The 17,219-nt window shown below is 68.9% G+C and carries 18 protein-coding genes; 12 read left to right on the forward strand and 6 right to left on the reverse strand.

What is annotated here, in order from left to right:
* Positions 1 to 46: 46 nt before the first annotated feature.
* Entirely contained in the window at positions 47 to 904 is an 858-nt protein-coding gene (locus AB0I35_RS18465; protein WP_357397274.1) for an IclR family transcriptional regulator, read from the forward strand.
* Between the two features lie 114 nt (positions 905 to 1,018).
* Here the strand turns inward: AB0I35_RS18465 and AB0I35_RS18470 are convergent, their stop codons facing one another.
* The gene (locus tag AB0I35_RS18470; RefSeq protein ID WP_357397275.1) at positions 1,019 to 1,642 is read right to left on the reverse strand and encodes a Dabb family protein; all 624 of its coding nucleotides are present in this window, start codon (positions 1,640 to 1,642) and stop codon (positions 1,019 to 1,021) included.
* On the reverse strand, positions 1,635 to 1,982 hold the full coding sequence (locus AB0I35_RS18475; RefSeq protein ID WP_357397276.1) for a hypothetical protein: 348 nt from the start codon (positions 1,980 to 1,982) through the stop codon (positions 1,635 to 1,637). The genes AB0I35_RS18470 and AB0I35_RS18475 overlap by 8 nt, the downstream gene beginning before the upstream one ends.
* 149 nt (positions 1,983 to 2,131) lie before the next feature.
* Between AB0I35_RS18475 and AB0I35_RS18480 the strand changes: the two genes are divergently transcribed.
* Positions 2,132 to 3,130: an alpha/beta hydrolase gene (locus AB0I35_RS18480; RefSeq protein WP_357397278.1), complete on the forward strand. Its 999-nt coding sequence runs from the start codon at positions 2,132 to 2,134 to the stop codon at positions 3,128 to 3,130.
* Positions 3,131 to 3,157: 27 nt separating this feature from the next.
* On the opposite strand, the gene AB0I35_RS18485 is transcribed toward AB0I35_RS18480, so the two are convergent.
* Positions 3,158 to 3,784, reverse strand: coding sequence for a PadR family transcriptional regulator (locus AB0I35_RS18485; protein WP_243749795.1), 627 nt, complete (start codon positions 3,782 to 3,784; stop codon positions 3,158 to 3,160).
* Positions 3,785 to 3,952: 168 nt separating this feature from the next.
* Between AB0I35_RS18485 and AB0I35_RS18490 the strand changes: the two genes are divergently transcribed.
* On the forward strand, positions 3,953 to 4,459 hold the full coding sequence (locus AB0I35_RS18490) for a flavin reductase family protein (protein ID WP_357397280.1): 507 nt from the start codon (positions 3,953 to 3,955) through the stop codon (positions 4,457 to 4,459).
* A 51-nt stretch (positions 4,460 to 4,510) separates the two neighbouring features.
* Here AB0I35_RS18490 and AB0I35_RS18495 read toward each other — a convergent pair whose 3' ends face one another.
* On the reverse strand, positions 4,511 to 6,136 hold the full coding sequence (locus tag AB0I35_RS18495; RefSeq protein ID WP_357397281.1) for an NAD(P)/FAD-dependent oxidoreductase: 1,626 nt from the start codon (positions 6,134 to 6,136) through the stop codon (positions 4,511 to 4,513).
* Between the two features lie 196 nt (positions 6,137 to 6,332).
* Between AB0I35_RS18495 and AB0I35_RS18500 the strand changes: the two genes are divergently transcribed.
* The 7 genes from AB0I35_RS18500 (at position 6,333) to helR (ending at position 14,192) form a co-directional block, all read left to right on the forward strand.
* Positions 6,333 to 7,868: an FAD-binding protein gene (locus AB0I35_RS18500; protein ID WP_357397283.1), complete on the forward strand. Its 1,536-nt coding sequence runs from the start codon at positions 6,333 to 6,335 to the stop codon at positions 7,866 to 7,868.
* A 32-nt stretch (positions 7,869 to 7,900) separates the two neighbouring features.
* Positions 7,901 to 8,272, forward strand: coding sequence for a nuclear transport factor 2 family protein (locus tag AB0I35_RS18505; RefSeq protein ID WP_357397284.1), 372 nt, complete (start codon positions 7,901 to 7,903; stop codon positions 8,270 to 8,272).
* Between the two features lie 10 nt (positions 8,273 to 8,282).
* Positions 8,283 to 9,944, forward strand: a complete 1,662-nt coding sequence (locus AB0I35_RS18510; RefSeq protein WP_357397286.1) for an FAD-binding protein — start codon at positions 8,283 to 8,285, stop codon at positions 9,942 to 9,944.
* A 13-nt stretch (positions 9,945 to 9,957) separates the two neighbouring features.
* The gene (locus AB0I35_RS18515; protein WP_357397287.1) at positions 9,958 to 10,215 is read left to right on the forward strand and encodes a hypothetical protein; all 258 of its coding nucleotides are present in this window, start codon (positions 9,958 to 9,960) and stop codon (positions 10,213 to 10,215) included.
* 24 nt (positions 10,216 to 10,239) lie between these two features.
* Entirely contained in the window at positions 10,240 to 11,031 is a 792-nt protein-coding gene (locus tag AB0I35_RS18520) for an SDR family NAD(P)-dependent oxidoreductase (RefSeq protein WP_357397288.1), read from the forward strand.
* Positions 11,031 to 11,882, forward strand: coding sequence for an alpha/beta fold hydrolase (locus AB0I35_RS18525; RefSeq protein ID WP_357397290.1), 852 nt, complete (start codon positions 11,031 to 11,033; stop codon positions 11,880 to 11,882). The genes AB0I35_RS18520 and AB0I35_RS18525 overlap by 1 nt, the downstream gene beginning before the upstream one ends.
* A 120-nt stretch (positions 11,883 to 12,002) precedes the next feature.
* Positions 12,003 to 14,192: an RNA polymerase recycling motor ATPase HelR gene (gene helR / locus AB0I35_RS18530; protein ID WP_357397291.1), complete on the forward strand. Its 2,190-nt coding sequence runs from the start codon at positions 12,003 to 12,005 to the stop codon at positions 14,190 to 14,192.
* Positions 14,193 to 14,386: 194 nt separating this feature from the next.
* On the opposite strand, the gene AB0I35_RS18535 is transcribed toward helR, so the two are convergent.
* Together AB0I35_RS18535 and AB0I35_RS18540 are read right to left on the reverse strand one after the other, a co-directional pair.
* Positions 14,387 to 15,214, reverse strand: coding sequence for a mycofactocin-coupled SDR family oxidoreductase (locus AB0I35_RS18535; RefSeq protein WP_357397293.1), 828 nt, complete (start codon positions 15,212 to 15,214; stop codon positions 14,387 to 14,389).
* Position 15,215: 1 nt separating this feature from the next.
* Entirely contained in the window at positions 15,216 to 16,013 is a 798-nt protein-coding gene (locus AB0I35_RS18540; protein WP_357397294.1) for a mycofactocin-coupled SDR family oxidoreductase, read from the reverse strand.
* Positions 16,014 to 16,251: 238 nt separating this feature from the next.
* Between AB0I35_RS18540 and AB0I35_RS18545 the strand changes: the two genes are divergently transcribed.
* Both AB0I35_RS18545 and AB0I35_RS18550 read left to right on the forward strand, forming a co-directional pair.
* Complete coding sequence (locus tag AB0I35_RS18545) at positions 16,252 to 16,650, forward strand: hypothetical protein (RefSeq protein WP_357397295.1); 399 nt, start codon at positions 16,252 to 16,254, stop codon at positions 16,648 to 16,650.
* Positions 16,647 to 17,174 carry a hypothetical protein gene (locus AB0I35_RS18550; protein WP_357397297.1) on the forward strand — a complete coding sequence of 176 codons (528 nt, stop codon included), beginning with the start codon at positions 16,647 to 16,649 and terminating at the stop codon, positions 17,172 to 17,174. Before AB0I35_RS18545 ends, AB0I35_RS18550 begins: the two co-directional genes overlap by 4 nt.
* Positions 17,175 to 17,219: the final 45 nt, after the last annotated feature.

Here is a 17,219-nt window from a genome sequence, read left to right on the forward strand (position 1 = left end):
GAAATATGCGAGTGGGCATCAGCTCGTAGATCCGAATGGAGAGCTCATGGTCATCCAGGCCGAGGCCACCACCCCGAGCGCGATCCTCGATCGCGCGTCCCTGCTGCTCGACGCCTTCGACGGCCCGGGCAGACTCACCCTCGCCCAGATCGTGCGCCGCACCGGCCTACCCAGGTCCTCGGCGCACCGCATGCTGGAGCGACTGGTCCAGTTGCGCTGGCTACGCCGGGAAGGTCGCGACTACGAGCTCGGCATCCGGTTGATGGAGCTGGGCTCGCTCGCGGTGCACCAGGATCGGCTGCATCGCGCCGCCATGCCGTTCCTGCACGAACTGCACCGCGCCACCGGGTTCGTCGTCCACCTGGCGGTACTCGACGGAGCGGACGTCGTGTATCTGGACAAGGTCGGCGGCGATCTGGCCGCGGCCGTGCCCACCCGGGTCGGTGGGCGACGGCCCGCGCACTGTACCGCGGTCGGCAAGGCGATCCTCGCCTCCGCCGACGAACGGCGCCTCGCCGAAGTCCTCACCGCCCAGGCCGGCTCACGCACCCGCTACTCGATCAGCACGAAGGCCCAGCTCGACGCGGACCTGGCCAAGGTGCGCGCGCACGGCGTCGCGGTGGAACGCGAGGAATCACTGCCCGGCTTCGGCTGTATCGCCGCACCGATCGGCGATCTCGGGCAGGCCGCCGTCGCGGCCGTGTCGGTGTGCGGGCCGCTGGACCGCATGCTGTTCGACCACCGGCTCAGCGCCCCGGTGCGCACGACGGCGCTCAACATCTGGCGGCACGTCGACGATGGGCAGGTGCGGGTGCGCCCGACCTTGCAGCAGCACTCGCGGCCGCTCAATGTCGGCCCGCGGCCCCTCGCGCCCGCAGAGCGACGAGCACGCGACTTCGTCTGAACAGGCGGTAGCACGACGCAGACAGACACAGGCCGCCCCCGCCGACAACACGTCGCCTCCCCACCGAGGCCTGGGGTCGGTGCGATTCGCACCGACCCCGACGCCGGAGCTGCGCTACCCTCGCACCGGCTCGTTCACACAAAAGCTGTGGCAGATCCGGTCGCGCACAACGACTTCCGGATGCTCGGGGTCGAACCAACGGTCCACGTGAGCCCAGTGGACGGGGTGCATGAGATACGCGCCGTCCAGTCCGGCGAGATCGGTGAACTCCTGCTCCCAGACATGGGTCCACGGCGCCGAGCCGCTCGCCCGCGTCACCCGGCTCAGCTGCCAGGAGCGGATCGTCGAGATGTAGCGGGGCATGCGCAGCAGATCGGCCTCGAACCGGTCGACCACCTCCGACGGCGTATCCGGTGCGACACGAAGTAGCAGAACGCGATACACCGACCCGGTGGGCGGTTCGGCGGTGCCGCCGACACCGGCGCCGTACTCGGCGCCGTCGACGTGGCCGACTCCGTCGACCGCTGATTCCCACGCCGGCGCGCACGCACGCCACGCGGCGACGTCGCCGAAACGCAGGTGCACCAGGATGTCCCCACCGTTGCGTACGCCGGGCAGGGTGGGCTGGACGAGCACCCGGCGCGCCGGTGATGCGAGCGCTCTCGCACGCAGGTCGGTGAGTACCCGGTCGGCGTCGGCGGTGGGTGTCAGGTGGACGAGGCGGATGACGTCAAACATCGCCGAGCCTTTCGATGTCGGCGGGCGCGGCGCCGGTGGTCCTCGTGCGTTCGAGGACGAGATCGCCGACACCCTCCCACCAGTGCCGCACGGCTTCGTCGGGGCGGCCCTGCCACGTCATCGCCCACCATCCGGCCGCACCGTCGAGGACCCAGGTGGCGGTCACCGTGTTCGATTCGTCCGGGAACCAGACGGGCGGGCTCACGACGAGCCGTTCCAGGGTCATGCCCCGGGCTCGCGCACCCGGCGCGTACCCGTTCAGGTAGATGTCGACGAATTCCCTTGCCCGGCCGGGTTTCGTCACGACGGTGTCGATCACATAGACGTGCGGGGTGTCCATCGGCCGACGATAGGCAGGCGTCGCGGCAGGTCGGCGGGTTGTTTCCGCCCAGCGGGAGAACGGGGTCCGGCCCGCACGCCCGGCGCCTTAGCGTGAGGCCACGACGCATCCGACCAGCGAGTTGTGTCGGCACATCCACAGGAGGATCAGTGACAATCCGCGACTACCCGACCACGGGGCCGGGTGCGGTGCCGGACCCCGAGGTGGCGGCGATGCTTTCCGCCCTCGACGCGGGATTTCCCGATGTGGCCGCGCTGTCGGCCGCCGAAGTGCGGGCCGTGATCCGATCGAGACGTGCTGCGCCACAGCGACTTCCCGATCTCGCCTCGGTCCGCGACGTGGTCATCGACGGACCGGGCGGTGCGTTGACGGTGCGCGTGTACCGGCCCCACGACGACGAGGTGTCCCGGCCGGTGATCGTGTTCGCACACGGTGGCGGTTTCGTCTTCTGCGATCTCGACAGCCACGACGAGTTCTGCCGGTCGATGGCCGTCGGTGTGGGGGCCGTTGTCGTCGCGGTCGACTACCGCCTGGCCCCGGAACACCCCGGGCCGGCCGCGCACGACGACCTGCTCGCCGCCGTCGGCTGGGCCGCCGAACACATCGGCGACCACGGTGGCGACCCGGCGCGCCTCGCGGTGGCGGGCGACAGCGCGGGCGGCAACCTCGCCGCCACGGTGGCCCTCGCGTTGCGCGACGCTCGCACGGAGGGGTCCGGTGAGCGCCGTTCTCCCGTCGCCGCTCCCCCGCTGACCGCCCAGATTCTGCTCTACCCGGTGATCGACGACGATTTCGACACCGAGTCCTACCGCCGCTTCGGCACCGGCCACTACAACACCACCCGGGCGATGCGCTGGTATTGGCAGCAGTACGCCCCGCTCGGCACCGACGACGTGCGCCTGGTCCCCACCCGCGCCGACACCCTCGCGGGCGTGGCACCAGCCGTCGTGGTCACCGCCGAACTCGACCCGCCGTGCTCGGCGGGCGATGCCTACGCCGCACGCCTGGAAGCCGACGGCGTGCCGGTGCGCCACCGCCGCTACGACGGCCTGTTCCACGGCTTCCTGACCATTCCCTCGCTGGCCGCGACCCGGTCGGCCCGCACCGAGATCTGGGCGATGATCCGCGCAACTCTCGGCCTCGACTAGACCCGATGGCAGGCCACCCGGCGATGCCTACTCGGGCGCGTCCGGGTGCCCGCCCGCCGCCTGCACACGCTGCTCGATCTCACGCCAGCGTCCGGGCGTGGGATGCGGGTACTCGGCGCGATCGTCGTGTTCGGCGCCTGCCAGGATCGTCGCGGCCTGGTCGATCTCATCGATCAGCTGCTGGGCGAGTTCGCGTTCGGCGGCGTAGTGGCGCTGTGCCCACTGCAGCACGATCTGCGAATAGGCCCAGCCCGGTTCGGATTTGGCGGCTTCGGCGTCGACGGCGGCGCGCTGCTCGAGCTGGTCGACGTCGGCGATGTGGTCACGCAGGATCTGCTTGAGCCGCTCGGGTGAGCCGAGGTGGCCGAACATGACGCGCAGCAGCACATGGTGTTTGAGCACCGAAGGATCGACGGGGGCCTCGTTCCACCAGGTGGTGACGGCGGCACGGCCCGCGTCGGTGATCTGGTACAGCCTGCGCCCGCGCATGGCGTTGTCGCTGTCGAGCCGGGAGGAGGCGAAGCCGTGCTGTTCGAGCTTCTTCAGTTCCGCGTAGATCTGGCTGTAGGACGGGGTCCAATAGAAGTAGCGCAGACTCCAGTCGGCCCACTTCTTCAGGTCGTAGCCGGAGATCTCCTCTTCGAACGAGAGCATCGCCAGGACCGCCCAACTGGTCGGCGGCAGGTTGGGCACGCCGGGGTCGGGGTCGGTGTTCGGCACCGGTGCATGGTAGCAACCGGCCCGGTCACCTCGGCTGTGTCGGCAACCGCTCACCGGGAGACCATCTTGAGAGCCGCACCGTCCGCCACCGATTCTGGGGGTATGAATGCAGACAATGTCGTCGTCGACGCAGGTGTTCCCAGCCCGGCCGAGCTGCGCGCGGTGCTCGGGCATTTCGCGACCGGGGTGGCGGTGATCGCCGCGCACGACGGGACCCGGCCGATCGGTTTCACCTGTCAGTCGGTGGTGTCGGTGTCGCTGGATCCGCCGTATGTGTCGTTCTGTCCGGCCAAGAGTTCGACGAGCTGGCCGCTGCTGCGCGGCACCGGGACGCTGTGCATCAACATCCTGGCCGAGGATCAGCGTGCGGTGTGCGGCCGGTTCGCGGCGAGCGGCGGCGACAAGTTCGCCGGTGTGGAGTGGAGTCCCGCGGGCAACGGCGCACCCGCCCTGCACGGGGCGCTCGCCCATATCGAGGCGTCGGTGGAACTCGAGCACGACGCGGGCGACCACACCGTTGTGCTGGCCCGGATCAGCGGTCTGCGAGCCACCGAGGGCGCGCGACCGCTGCTGTACTACCGGGGCGGTTTCGGCGGGTTCGCCGGCTGACACGGCAAACGGGGTGGTCGTCCGAAGACGAACCACCCCGTTACCGGCGCTTCACGCCTCGAGCACGTCGAAACCCTTGTAGCCCGCGGCCGCCACCTCGGCGATGATCTGCCCGTAGACGCCGAACCCGCCGACGAACGGCATGAACACCCTCGGCTTGCCCTCGATATTGGCGCCCAGGTACCACGAATTCGCTTCGAGCATCAGGGTTCCCGCTGCCCGATCGGCACATTCGCGCACCCACGCCGCGACCGCGTCGGGCCGGGCTTCCAGCGCCACCGCGCCCCGGTCGTCGAGGAACCCGATCGCCTCGGCCACCCAGTCGACGTGCAGTTCCGAGTGCAAAACCATGTTCGCCAGCACCGACGGACTGCCCGGGCCGGTGAGGTTGAACAGGTTCGGAAAGCCTGAGATACCCAGGCCCAGATAGGTTTTCGGGCCTTCCGCCCAGGTTTCGTCGAGGGTGACACCGCCCCGTCCGACGATGTTCATCCGCGAGACCGACCCGGTCATCGCGTCGAACCCCGTGGCGAGCACGAGGGTGTCGAGACGGTAGTGCGTCTCGGTCGTGTGCACACCCTCGGCATCGATGGCGGTGATCGGGGTGGCGCGCAGGTCGACGAGCTCGACATTGTCGCGGTTGAAGGTCTGGTAGTAGTTCGTATCGGTGCAGATCCTCTTGGTGCCGATCGGGTGGTCGCGCGGGATCAGAACGTCGGCCACGCGTGGGTCGTCGATGACCGCGCGCACCTTCTCCTCCCAGAACAGCCGGGCGGTGTCGTTGGCCTCGCGGGTGAGGAGCTGATCGGGGAAGGTCTTGGAGAACAGCACCCCACCCAGCTCCCACCGGCGCTGATAGGCCTCGCGGCGTTCCTCGTCGGTCGCCTCGACCGCGAGCTTCGGGTGCGGCTGATGCGGCGAGCCGCCGCCGCTGGCCATCGACAGCCGCCTGCGCTCGGCGTAGTTCGCCTTCTGCGCCTGCCGCTGTTCCTCGGTGAGCGGCGTATTGCCGGCCGGGACACTGTAATTGGGCGTGCGCTGGAAAACGTGCAGGCGCGCGACCTCCTCGGCCAGGCACGGAATCGTCTGGATCCCGGACGAACCCGTGCCGATCACGCCCACCCGCTGCCCGACCAGATCGACACCGTCGTGCGGCCAGTGCGAGGTGTGCAGTACCCGACCCGCGAAGGTGTCGAGGCCCGGAATGGCCGGGGTGTTGGCGTTCGACAGCGGACCGGTGGCCAGCACCACGAAGCGGGCCGACACCGCGCGCCCGGTGTCGGTGCCGACCCGCCAGCGCAGCGTCGGCTCGTCGAGCACGATATCGGTGACGCGCGTGCCGAATTCGATGTCGCGGCGCAGGTCGAAGCGGTCGGCGACGTGTTCGAGGTAGGCCAGGATCTCGGGCTGGGTGGCGTACTTCTCGCTCCAGTTCCATTCCTGCTGCAGGTCCTCGTCGAAGGAGTACGAGTAATCCACGCTCTCGACATCGCAGCGGGCACCCGGATAGCGGTTCCAGTACCAGACGCCGCCCACGCCGTCGGCGGCCTCGAACACCCGCACGGTGAGCCCTTGCTCGCGGAACTTGTGCAGGGCGTAGAGCCCGGCGATGCCCGCGCCGACGACGACCACGTCGACCTCGGCCGGACCCTTCCCTGGTGACGATGGGGTCTTCACTGTGCCTGCCTTTCGATGGAGACCGGTTCTCCGCCGCGACGGTAGGGATCCGGTCGGCCTCCGAGCAGGTGACCTTCCCGCTGACCGGCACGTTCGCCGGATCGTTGTCGTCTCCCGGTGATCGGGATGACCCGCATCACACCGGCCGGGCCCGGGCATACCGTCGGGACAACTCGAGGTGGTATCAGGAGGAACAGTGGTGGACTGGAACGACGAGGTGGACGTGCTGGTCGCGGGCTCCGGCGGCGGCCTCGCGGGTGCGTACACCGCGGCCCGCGAGGGGCTCACCGTCGCGGTGGTCGAGGCGACCGACAAGTTCGGCGGCACGACCGCGTATTCCGGTGGCGGCGGCGTCTGGTACCCCTGCAACCCCGTCCTCGAGCGGGCGGGCACCGACGACACCCTCGACGACGCGCTCACCTACTACCGTGCCGTCGTCGGTGACCGCACTCCCGAGGACCTGCAGCAGACGTATGTGCGGCGCGGTCGCGACCTCATCGAATACCTGGAAGCCGACGAGCGTTTCGCGTTCCAGATGTTGCCCTGGCCCGACTATTTCGGCAAGGCGCCCAAGGCACGGCTCGACGGTCAGCGCCACATCATGCCGACACCGTTGCCCGCCGCCGAGCTGGGCGATCTGCGGGAATCCCTGCGCGGTCCGCTCGACACCGACCGGCTCGGGGCACCCCTGCCCGACCTGCTGATCGGCGGGCAGGCACTGATCGGGCGGTTCCTGCGGGCGCTGGCGGGTTATCCGAACGTCACGTTGCACCTGTCCGCGCCGCTGGTCGAGCTGGTGGTCGAGGACGGGGTGGTGACCGGTGCGATCGTCGAACGCGACGGGCAGCGCCACGCGATCCGCGCCCGCCGGGGCGTGGTGCTAGCCGCGGGCGGTTTCGAGCAGAACCAGCAGTTGCGCGAGCAGTACGGGGTGCCCGGCCAGGCCCGGGACACCATGGGGCCCTGGGGAAATCAGGGACTGGCGCACCAGGCGGGGATCGCCGCGGGCGCCGACACCGACCTGATGGACCAGGCCTGGTGGTCGCCGGGTCTGACCCATCCCGACGGGCGTTCGGCGTTCGCGCTGTGGTTCACCGGCGGCATCTTCGTCGATCGGAACGGCGAACGGTTCGTCAACGAGTCCGCCCCCTACGACCGGCTCGGCCGCGAGGTGATCCGGCGGCTCGAGGCAGGCGAGATGACGTTGCCGTTCTGGATGATCTACGACGACTCCGAAGGCGAGGTGCCGCCGATCAAAGCCACCAACGTATCCATGGTCGAGACCGAGAAGTACGTCGCCGCGGGCCTGTGGCACACCGCCGACACGCTCGCCGAGCTGGCCGCGAAGATCGGAGTGCCCGCCGACAAGCTCGAGGCCACCGTCGAACGGTTCAACAGCATGGTCGCCACCGGCGTCGACCCGGACTTCGGCCGCGGCGACGAGGCCTACGACCGCGCCTTCTCCAACGGCGAACCACCGCTGGTCCGCATCGCCAAGGGCCCGTTCCACGCCGCCGTCTTCGGCATCTCCGATCTCGGCACCAAGGGCGGCCTGCGCACCGACAGCGCCGCGCGCGTCCTCGACCGCGACGGACAACCGATTCCCGGCCTGTACGCCGCGGGCAACACCATGGCCGCGGTCAGCGGCGAGGTGTACCCCGGCGGCGGCAACCCGATCGGTGCGTCGATGCTGTTCAGCCACCTCGCCGTACGCCACATGCTCGGCGAATGACCAACCCTTCCACCACTTCTCAGGAGACAACCATGGCTTCGGCAGACGACATCCGCGCGACGGTGCGCAAATACGTGGAGACGGTCGGCGCGGGCACGGCCGCCGACGTGGTCGCCCTCTACCGCGAGGACGCGACGGTGGAAGACCCGGTCGGCAGCGAGGTGCGCGTCGGCCACGCCGCGCTCACCGAGTTCTACGCGGCGCTCGAACCCCTCGACCGGTCGACCGAACTGCTCGGCATCCGGGTCGCGGGCAACAGCGCCGCGTTCAACTTCCGGGTGGTCACCCGCTTCGGCGAGCAGACGTTCACGCTCGAACCGATCGATGTGATGACCTTCGACGAGGACGGGCGCATCACCAGCATGCGCGCGTTCTGGTCGCAGGACGACATGGTAGTGAGCTGAGGAACCCGAAATGACTGTGAACCAGCATCAGTGGGATCACGAGGTCGGCTTCCTCGTCGTCGGCAGCGGTGCGGGCGGGCTCACCGGCGCACTCGCCGCCGCCGAACGCGGCCTCGACACTCTCGTCATCGAGAAGGCCGCCTACTACGGTGGAAGCACCGCGCTCTCGGGTGGCGGTATCTGGGTGCCGAACAATCCGGCCCTGCTGCGCGAGGGTCTGCGGGACGACCGCGCCGACGTGCGTGCCTATCTCGACGCGGTGGTCGGCGACCGGGTTCCCACCCGCAATCTCGACCGTTTCATCGATGAGGGTCCGCGCATGCTCGAGTTCCTCGAGACGAGCCCGCACCTGCGGTTCCAGTGGTGCACAGGCTATTCCGACTATCACCCCGAGGCACCGGGTGGCAGGCCGGCGGGTCGGTCGATCGAACCGCTGCCCGTCGATCTCAAACAGCTCGGTCCCGACGAGGATCTGCTGCGCCCGGCCGCCCTCGCCACCCCACCGGGTCTGTTCATCACCTCCAAGGACTTCGTCCAGCTCAATATGGTGACCCGCACCTGGAAGGCGCGCTGGACCGCGCTGCTCACCGGGTTGCGCGCGATCAAGGCCATCGTGTTGCGCAGGCACATGGACACACTCGGCCGCGCACTGATCGCCCGGCTGCGCCTCGCCCTGCGCGACGCGGGGGTGCCGTTGTGGCTGAACACCCCGCTGCGGTCGCTGATCACCGACGACACCGGCGCGGTGATCGGGGTGCTCGCCGAGCGCGACGGCCGCGAGATCCGCATCCGCGCCCGCGACGGCGTCCTGCTGGCCACCGGCGGGTTCGAGCACAACCAGGCCATGCGCAAGCAGTACCTGCCCGACGGCGGCCGCGACAATTTCAGCGCGGCCTCGGCGGACAACACCGGCGACGGCATCGTGGCCGGCGAGCAGGTCGGCGCCGCGGTGGATCTGATGGACGACGCCTGGTGGATGCCGTCGTTCCAGCGCCCGGAGGGTGTCAACCAGGTGCTGGTGTCGGAGCGGTCGATCCCGTGCTCGATCATCGTCGACAGCTCGGGCACCCGCTTCACCAACGAGGCCGCCCCCTATGTGACCTTCGTGCACGCCCAGCTGGCCGGATCGCACGACCCGGCCTGGCTGATCTTCGACGCGAAAGCCAAGAGCCGCTACCCCATCGGCGGCATCGTGCCGGGCCAGAAGTTCCCGGCGTCCTGGCTCGAGAGCGGTCTTCTGCGCACCGGCGCGACGGTGGACGAGCTGGCGACGGCCATCGGTGTGCCCGCACTCGGCTTGCGCGCGACCGTCGAGCGGTTCAACGGGTTCGCCCGCGACGGCCACGACGACGACTTCGGGCGCGGTGACAGCGCGTACGACAACTACTACGGCGACCCGACCCTGCCCCAGCCGACCCTCGACCCGCTCGATCGTGGCCCGTACTACGCGCTGCGGATTCGCATCGGTGATCTCGGCACCAAAGGCGGGCTGGTCTACAACGAGAACGCCCAGGTGCTGCGCGCCGACGGTTCCGTCATCGGTGGGCTCTACGCGGCGGGCAACACCTCGGCCGCGGTGATGGGCAACGACTACGCGGGCGCGGGCGCGACCATCGGTCCGGCCATGGTGTTCGGTTACGTCGCCGCCGACCACGCCGCGACCGCGCGCTGACCGGGGACCGATCATGCAACCCATTCAGTGCGCCACCTGCGGAAACCGGGTGCTCGCCGAGAAGTTCAGCCCGAGTCACACCAGCGTGCAGTGGCTCGACGACGCCGAGTCCGCCTGCCCGGAGTTCGCTCGCCGGGCGGCTCTCGGCGAGCCGAGCAGCTGGATCCCGACCTGCCCGGCGCTGCGCGATTCCATCGAACGAGCTGTCGCCGCAGGTGAATTGGCGACCGATCAGCTCCGCCACGAACCGGTCCCCGGCCGCCTCGGCTGAGGCGAGGAGAACCAGGAGAACATCATGCACAGACTCGACGGTCATCGGACGCTGGTCACCGGCGCCGGATCCGGTATCGGCCGCGCGACGGCGCTGCGCCTGCTCGACGAGGGCGCCACGGTGGTCGGCGCCGACGTGTCGGCCGAGGGCCTCGCGGCCACCGCCACGCAGGCGAAGGAACGCGGCACGGGTGAGCGTTTCAGCGTCCTCACCCTCGATATCGGCAGCGAGGAATCGGTGGTCGAGGGGGTCCGATCGGCCAACGCCACCCTGGGCGGTCTGGATTCGGTGGTGAACGCGGCGGGCATCCTGCGTGCCTCGCACACCGAGCAGACCTCCCTCGAGTTGTGGAACCAGATCATCGGGGTGAATCTCACCGGCACGTTCCTCGTGGTCCGCGAGGCACTGCCCGCGCTGCTGGCCAATCCGCGCTCGACCATCGTGAACTTCAGCTCCACCTCGGCGGCCTTCGCGCACCCCTACATGGCGGCCTACGCGGCGAGCAAGGGCGGCATCCAGTCCTTCACCCATGCCATCGCCCTCGAGTACGGCGGCAAGGGTGTGCGTGCGGTGTCGGTGGCACCGGGCAGCATCAAATCCGGAATCACCGATGCCACCGGTGGTTACGTGCCCGCCGACGCCGACTGGTCGCTGTTCGCCAAGCTGTCTCCCGTGTTGCCGACCGAACTGGAGTCCGGTGGCGCGGGTATGGGCGACCCGGACGCGGTGGCGGGCGTGATCGCCATGCTGGTGTCCGAGGACGGCGCGTTCATCACCGGCACCGAGATCCGAATCGACGGGGGAACCCACGCCTGATGAGCATCACCTATGACGGCACGTTGCGCGAATTGCCCACCGACGCAGGAGTTCTGCGCTACCACGAGGCCGGCGACGGCCCGCCCCTGCTGTTACTGCACGGCTCCGGCCCCGGGGTGACCGGGTGGCGCAACTTCCGTGGCAATCTGGCCACCTTCGCCGAGCGGTTCCGCTGCCTGGTTCTCGAGTTCCCCGGTTTCGGGGTGAGCGACGACTTCGGCGGACACCCGATGGTGACCGCCTTGGACGCGGTGGCACGCTTCGTCGACGGACTCGGTCTGGAGCGGGTCGATATCATCGGCAACTCGATGGGCGGTGGCGTGGCGCTGAATTACGCCATCGCGCAACCGGATCGGGTGGGCAAGCTGGTGACCATCGGCGGGATCGGCCGCAATCTGTTCAGCCCCGGCCCCGGCGAGGGCATCAAGCTGCTGCAGGAGTTCACCGAGGAACCCACGCGGGAACGTCTCGTGCAGTGGTTGCATTCGATGGTGTTCGATCCGGCGATGGTGACCGAGGAACTCATCGAGGAGCGCTGGACCCAGGCCACCGATCCCGCGACCCTCGACAGCGCCCGGCGCATGTACAGCAAGGCGGCGTTCACGGCGATGGTGCGGGCGATGGAAGCCTCCGACGCTCCCCCGCCCTGGGCCATGCTGCACAAGGTGGCCGCGCCGACGCTGGTCACCTGGGGCCGCGACGACCGGGTGAGCCCCCTCGACATGGCTCTGATCCCGATGCGCACGATTCCGCGCGCCGAATTGCACGTGTTCCCGAATTGCGGGCACTGGGCGATGATCGAGCGGAAGGAAGAGTTCGAATCGACGGTGCTGGCGTTCCTCACGCGCTGACAGCGTCTCCTTCCACTTTCACTGTATACCGTAAAGGGGGCCTTGCCACAAGGCCCCCTTTATGGCGCATAATCGTCGGCCGCAGCATTTCACCTGCGGAAACACCGAAAGTGAGGGCTTGTGCCGGAACACGGTCACGACGAGGAATTGCGGTCGGAACGCGAGTACGTGGCGCGCCTGTACGCGCGGCTCGACGCCGAGCGCGCACAGGTGAAGGGCCGCTACAGCGCCGCACTGCGCGGCACCGGTGATTCCCCGATGGAACGCGACAACGAGGTGCGCGCACTCGGGAAGGAGATCGCGCGCCTGAACGTCGCCGACAACGGTCTGTGTTTCGGCAGGCTGGACGCGGTGTCGGGGGAACCGTCCTATATCGGCCGCATCGGCCTGTTCGATGCCGGCGACGACTTCGAACCACTGCTGCTCGACTGGCGCGCGCCCGCCGCCCGCGCGTTCTATGTGGCCACTGCCGCCAACCCGGAGGGCATGCGCAGGCGACGGCAGTTCCATACCCGCGATCGCCGGGTGCTCGACTTCACCGACGAGATCCTCGGCAGGCCCGACCCGGGCGAGGGCGGCGACGCGGCGCTGCTGGCCGCGGTGAACGCACCGCGTGGTGACGGCATGCGCGACATCGTGGCGACCATCCAGGCCGAACAGGACGAGATCATCCGCCTCGAGCACCCGGGCGTCACCGTGATCGAGGGTGGCCCCGGTACCGGCAAGACCGTCGTGGCGCTGCATCGGGTGGCCTATCTGCTCTACACCCAGCGCAAGCGGATGGAACGTCAAGGTGTGCTGGTGGTCGGCCCGAATCCGGCGTTCCTGAACCACATCGCGCACGTGCTGCCCGCGCTCGGTGAGACGAATGTCGTCTTCGCCACCACCGCGGATCTGGTGCCGGGGCTGCACGCCACGGCGGAGGACACACCGGAAGCGGCGCGCGTCAAAGGCTCGCTGCGCATTCTGGACGTACTCGGTGCCGCGATCGCCGACCGGCAACGGTTGCCCGCGGCACCGCGGGAGATCGAGCTGGCCGATGCGTCGGTGCGCGTCGACGCGGCCGTCGCCGAGTGGGCGCGCGAGGAGGCACGGGCGAGCGGGCGCCCACACAACGAGGCGCGGGCGGTGTTCGCCGAGATCGTCACCTATGTGCTCACCGAACGGGCGATCGCCCGCATCGGGAAGGGCTGGTTGACGCGCGAGGACAGCGAGGCGTGGGAGCAGCTGCGCGCGGACCTGACCGCCGAACTCGCCGAGAACGCCGATTTCGTCGCGGTGCTCGACGAGTGCTGGCCGATCCTCACCCCGGAAGGTCTTCTCGGCGAACTGTATTCGTCTCCGGAGCGGCTTCGCGCCGCGAAGGCCCAAGAGTCGCTGTGGCGGGCCGACGGTGCCGTGTGGACAGTGTCGGATGTGCCGCTGCTCGACGAACTGGTCGACCTGCTCGGCCGCGACAAACCTGCCGACGACACCGCCGAACGCGAGCGCAGAGCCGAGACCGCCTACGCCGCACGCGTACTGGAAGACACCCTGGTCGCCCGCGAGGACCACATGGACGACGAGGATCACCTCTTCGCCACGGACCTGCTCTACGGTGAGGACCTGGCCGACCGTTTCCTCGAACGCGACACCCGCGAACTCGCCGAACGCGCTGCCGCCGACCGGGATTGGACCTACGGGCACGTCGTCGTCGACGAGGCGCAGGAGCTGTCGGACATGGACTGGCGCGTGTTGATGCGCCGCTGCCCGAGCCGCTCGTTCACCATCGTCGGCGATCTCGCGCAGCGCCGGTCACCGGCAGGTGCGACATCGTGGGCGACGGTGCTCGAACCGTATGTCCCTGGCCGCTGGGTGTATCGCTCCCTCACCGTGAATTACCGCACGCCCGCCGAGATCATGGCGGTCGCCGCCGCTCTGCTCGCCGAGTTCGCACCGGATGTGCGGCCACCGGATTCGGTGCGCGCGTGCGGAGTGCAGCCGTGGTCTCGTCGGCTGCCGTCGAACGAATTCGGTACGGTCATCGAGGAATTCGTGCGTGCCGAAGCCGACCGGGAAGGCACGAGTGTGGTGATCGGACCGGCCGGGATGCCCGGCACGGTGCCCGCGTCGGAGACCAAGGGACTGGAGTTCGATGCCGTGCTCGTGGTCGAGCCGGGGCGGATTCTCGCCGAGGGACCACGCGGTGCGGCGGAGCTGTATGTCGCACTCACCCGCGCCACCCAGCGCCTCGGCGTCGTCCACCACGACCCCCTCCCGACGGCGCTCACCGGGCTCGCCGAGGCGCCGACTCCCCATCCGGCCCGCTGACGCTCCCGCGGTTCACCGCGCGCAGCGGCGGCCGCGCGCGGTAGCGGTACTCGCCCGGCACCGTCGGACGACATCGACGCCGTCCGACGGCAGGCGCCGGCCCCAAGAGCACTCCCGGCCCGGCCCGCGCTGCCCCTGGGACGGGTCGCCTAGCAGGGGCCCGCGCGGGTGGGCAATGCCGCCCGCGCGGACAACTACCGCTGGGTGCTGCCAGCGTCCACCGGGAGGGTGACGGCGGTGATGTAGCGGGCCTCGTCGGAGGCCAGGAACAGGGTGGCGTTGGCGATGTCGACGGGGTCGACCCACGGGATGGGCAGCATGTTCATCGACGTGGCGGCCTCGGCGAATTCCTCGCGGGTCGGATTCTCCCGGTCCGGCCGGAAGACCTTGCGCACCATGTCGTTCTGGATCATCGGCGTGTCCACGTTTGTCGGATGCACGGTGTTCACCCGGACATGGTGGGGCGCGAGTTCCTTCGCCAGCGAACGCATCAAGCCGACGACACCGTGCTTGGCCGCGACATAGTGGGCGACGCCCACCAGCCCGCGCAAGCCGGCGATGGAACTGGTCAGAATCATCGCTCCCCCGTCCCGGGCGATGAGGTGGGGTGTGGCCGCCTTGCAGGTCTGCCACACACCGGTGAGATTGATGTCGATCATGGTCTGCCACTGCTGCTCGGTCAGCTCGAGAGCGAACGCGCTCGAACTGATTCCGGCTGTGGCACACACGATGTCGATGCCGCCCAGCTCGGCGACCCCGGCGTCGACAGCCGCCCGCAACGCCGACCCGTCGCGCACGTCCACGACCGTGGCGACGATCCGCACACCCGTCGCCTCGACGGCACGGACGGTCTCGTCGAGATCGTCACGGCTCGCCGGTGGCGTCACCACGGTGTCGACCGGTCCGCAGAGGTCGACCGCGATGATGTCGGCACCCTCCTCGGCCAGCCGGATCGCCTGCGCGCGCCCGATACCGCGCGCGGCGCCGGTGACGACCGCTACTTTGCCCGAAACCCGTCCCATGTCACACCTTCTGAGTCAGTCCGGCATCCACCACGAGCTGGGTTCCCGTCACATAACGGGACTCGTCGGATGCGAGGAAGAGCACGGCATTGCTGACGTCGACCGGTTCCACCCACGGAACCGGCAGCAGGGTGCGCCGGGCCAGGGCCTCGGCCGCGTCCTGGCGCGTCGGATTCGGCAGGTCCGGACGCAGTTTCGCGTAGACCTCGTCGTTGAGAATCATCGGCGTCGCCACCGACCCCGGGTGCACGGTGTTCACCCGGATGCCACGCGGGCCGAGCTCGTTGGCGAGCGTGCGTGCCAACCCGACCACGGCATGCTTGCTCGCCGAATAATGCGCCGCCATGGCGCCGCCGACGATGCCGTTGACGGAGCTGACGATCACGATCGATCCACCGTCGGCCAGAGCCTGCGCACCGGCACGCACCGTGTGCCACGCGCCGGTCAAGTTGATGTCGATGGTGCGCTGCCAGGCCTGGTCGGTGAGCTCCCACGACGGCGCGAGGTCGGTGTAGATGCCCGCGTTGGCCACGATCACGTCGAGCCTGCCGAGCTCACGCACCCCACCCGCAACGGCCGCATCGAGCACGTCCGCCTCACGCACATCGGCAGTAGCGGTGACGCACCGCCGTCCCAGCGCCTCGACGGTCTGCTTCGTCGTAGCCAATTCCGTTGCGGCGGCGTCTATATCGAGCGCAATGATATCGGCGCCCTCCTCGGCGAGCCGCACGCAGTGCGCACGACCCATACCCCTCGCCGCACCGGTGACCAGCGCGACCCTGTCCTGCATGCGATTCATCGGGCGCCCCTACCAAATCGAGTGTCCACCCGGCCGACGCTAAAGTCGCAACTCCCCCACATCCCCCGTCCCTCCCGGTGAGCGGACGACACGGCGAGACTTCCCACCCACCGGGAGCGCCCCTGGTCGAGCCCGATCCCGCCACCGACCCGCCGGTCACGTGCCCTGCCGATGCCAGTAGAAATTGCCGGGCTCTCGCGGAATCGCGCGACTCCGCTGAGTTGGTTACCTTCCCTGCGTGATCTATCTAAGCGAGAACTCGGCGACCCGAGTAGCGCGACTGGCGAACATCCCGCACGAAAACTGGATGCAGGACTGGCCTGTCGAGGTGTCCGATCCGGAGCGACTCGATGACTTCACCCGTCTGCTACTCGCGCACAAATCAGACTGGGAACTGAGTTACTGGCTGCTGGATCTGGTCCTCGATTCGGCCGAGAGTCATTTGGCCACCACAGCGTCGCCGGAACGAACCGAGCAGTTGATCGACACTCTGGCTGCGGTGTACGAGGCCACCCAAGCACCAGCAATCGCCGAAAGGCTCGAGTACTGGGCGGCCCTGGAGACCTCTGATCCCGATGAGATGTTCCGCGTGAGCCCGCTGGTTCGGGAAGCTCGTCGCCGGGTGGTCACGCGATGACCGAACCCGACCCGAACGAACCCGACCTCGACGAGGCCCGCAGACTGTATCCCGTCGGCGATCATGTGGCCGGGGTTGTCACGCTGATCCCGCGCCCCGGTGCCATCGGGTTGTTTGTCGATTTGGGCAGGCCGCCAACAGGATTCGTCGACGTCCTCAACCTTCCGGAAGCTGTCGATCGCTGGCCGACCGTCGGGACTGTCACCGAATTCGAGGTCCTCCAGCACAGGCACCGACAAGTCAGGCTCTGGCCGCTCGACGCCACTTTCCGGTCGAGCACAGCGACCTGGACCATGAGCGAGCAAGAATGGCTTGCGGTGAAGCGCCGCCATCCTCTGGGTTCGGAAGTAACCGCCGACATCACTGATGTCATTTCATCGAACCGGGAATGCATAGTCGTATTCGACGGTGTGTGGTCCGCACTGCCGTGGACAGGCATGCCTCCCATAGTTGGAACCAGTGCCCGATTCGTTGTCGACCGACATCTCGATGAGTCCCACCGGGTCCTGCTTCGCACCGCCTGACCAGCCGGGTGACGGCGCTGACCACGGGTGAGCCCTGTCGGAGCA

Origin of the sequence: Nocardia sp. NPDC050378 (genome assembly GCF_040655675.1) — a bacterium.
GTDB classification, from domain to species: Bacteria; Actinomycetota; Actinomycetes; order Mycobacteriales; family Mycobacteriaceae; genus Nocardia; species Nocardia coubleae.

Coding starts and splice junctions, on each gene's coding strand:
- AB0I35_RS18465 (WP_357397274.1), top strand. CDS start 47: ATGGTCATCCAGGCCGAGGCCACCACCCCGAGCGCGATCCTCGATCGC.
- AB0I35_RS18470 (WP_357397275.1), bottom strand. CDS start 1,642: ATGTTTGACGTCATCCGCCTCGTCCACCTGACACCCACCGCCGACGCC.
- AB0I35_RS18475 (WP_357397276.1), bottom strand. CDS start 1,982: ATGGACACCCCGCACGTCTATGTGATCGACACCGTCGTGACGAAACCC.
- AB0I35_RS18485 (WP_243749795.1), bottom strand. CDS start 3,784: ATGCTCTCGTTCGAAGAGGAGATCTCCGGCTACGACCTGAAGAAGTGG.
- AB0I35_RS18490 (WP_357397280.1), top strand. CDS start 3,953: ATGAATGCAGACAATGTCGTCGTCGACGCAGGTGTTCCCAGCCCGGCC.
- AB0I35_RS18505 (WP_357397284.1), top strand. CDS start 7,901: ATGGCTTCGGCAGACGACATCCGCGCGACGGTGCGCAAATACGTGGAG.
- AB0I35_RS18510 (WP_357397286.1), top strand. CDS start 8,283: ATGACTGTGAACCAGCATCAGTGGGATCACGAGGTCGGCTTCCTCGTC.
- AB0I35_RS18515 (WP_357397287.1), top strand. CDS start 9,958: ATGCAACCCATTCAGTGCGCCACCTGCGGAAACCGGGTGCTCGCCGAG.
- AB0I35_RS18520 (WP_357397288.1), top strand. CDS start 10,240: ATGCACAGACTCGACGGTCATCGGACGCTGGTCACCGGCGCCGGATCC.
- AB0I35_RS18525 (WP_357397290.1), top strand. CDS start 11,031: ATGAGCATCACCTATGACGGCACGTTGCGCGAATTGCCCACCGACGCA.
- AB0I35_RS18535 (WP_357397293.1), bottom strand. CDS start 15,214: ATGGGACGGGTTTCGGGCAAAGTAGCGGTCGTCACCGGCGCCGCGCGC.
- AB0I35_RS18540 (WP_357397294.1), bottom strand. CDS start 16,013: ATGAATCGCATGCAGGACAGGGTCGCGCTGGTCACCGGTGCGGCGAGG.
- AB0I35_RS18550 (WP_357397297.1), top strand. CDS start 16,647: ATGACCGAACCCGACCCGAACGAACCCGACCTCGACGAGGCCCGCAGA.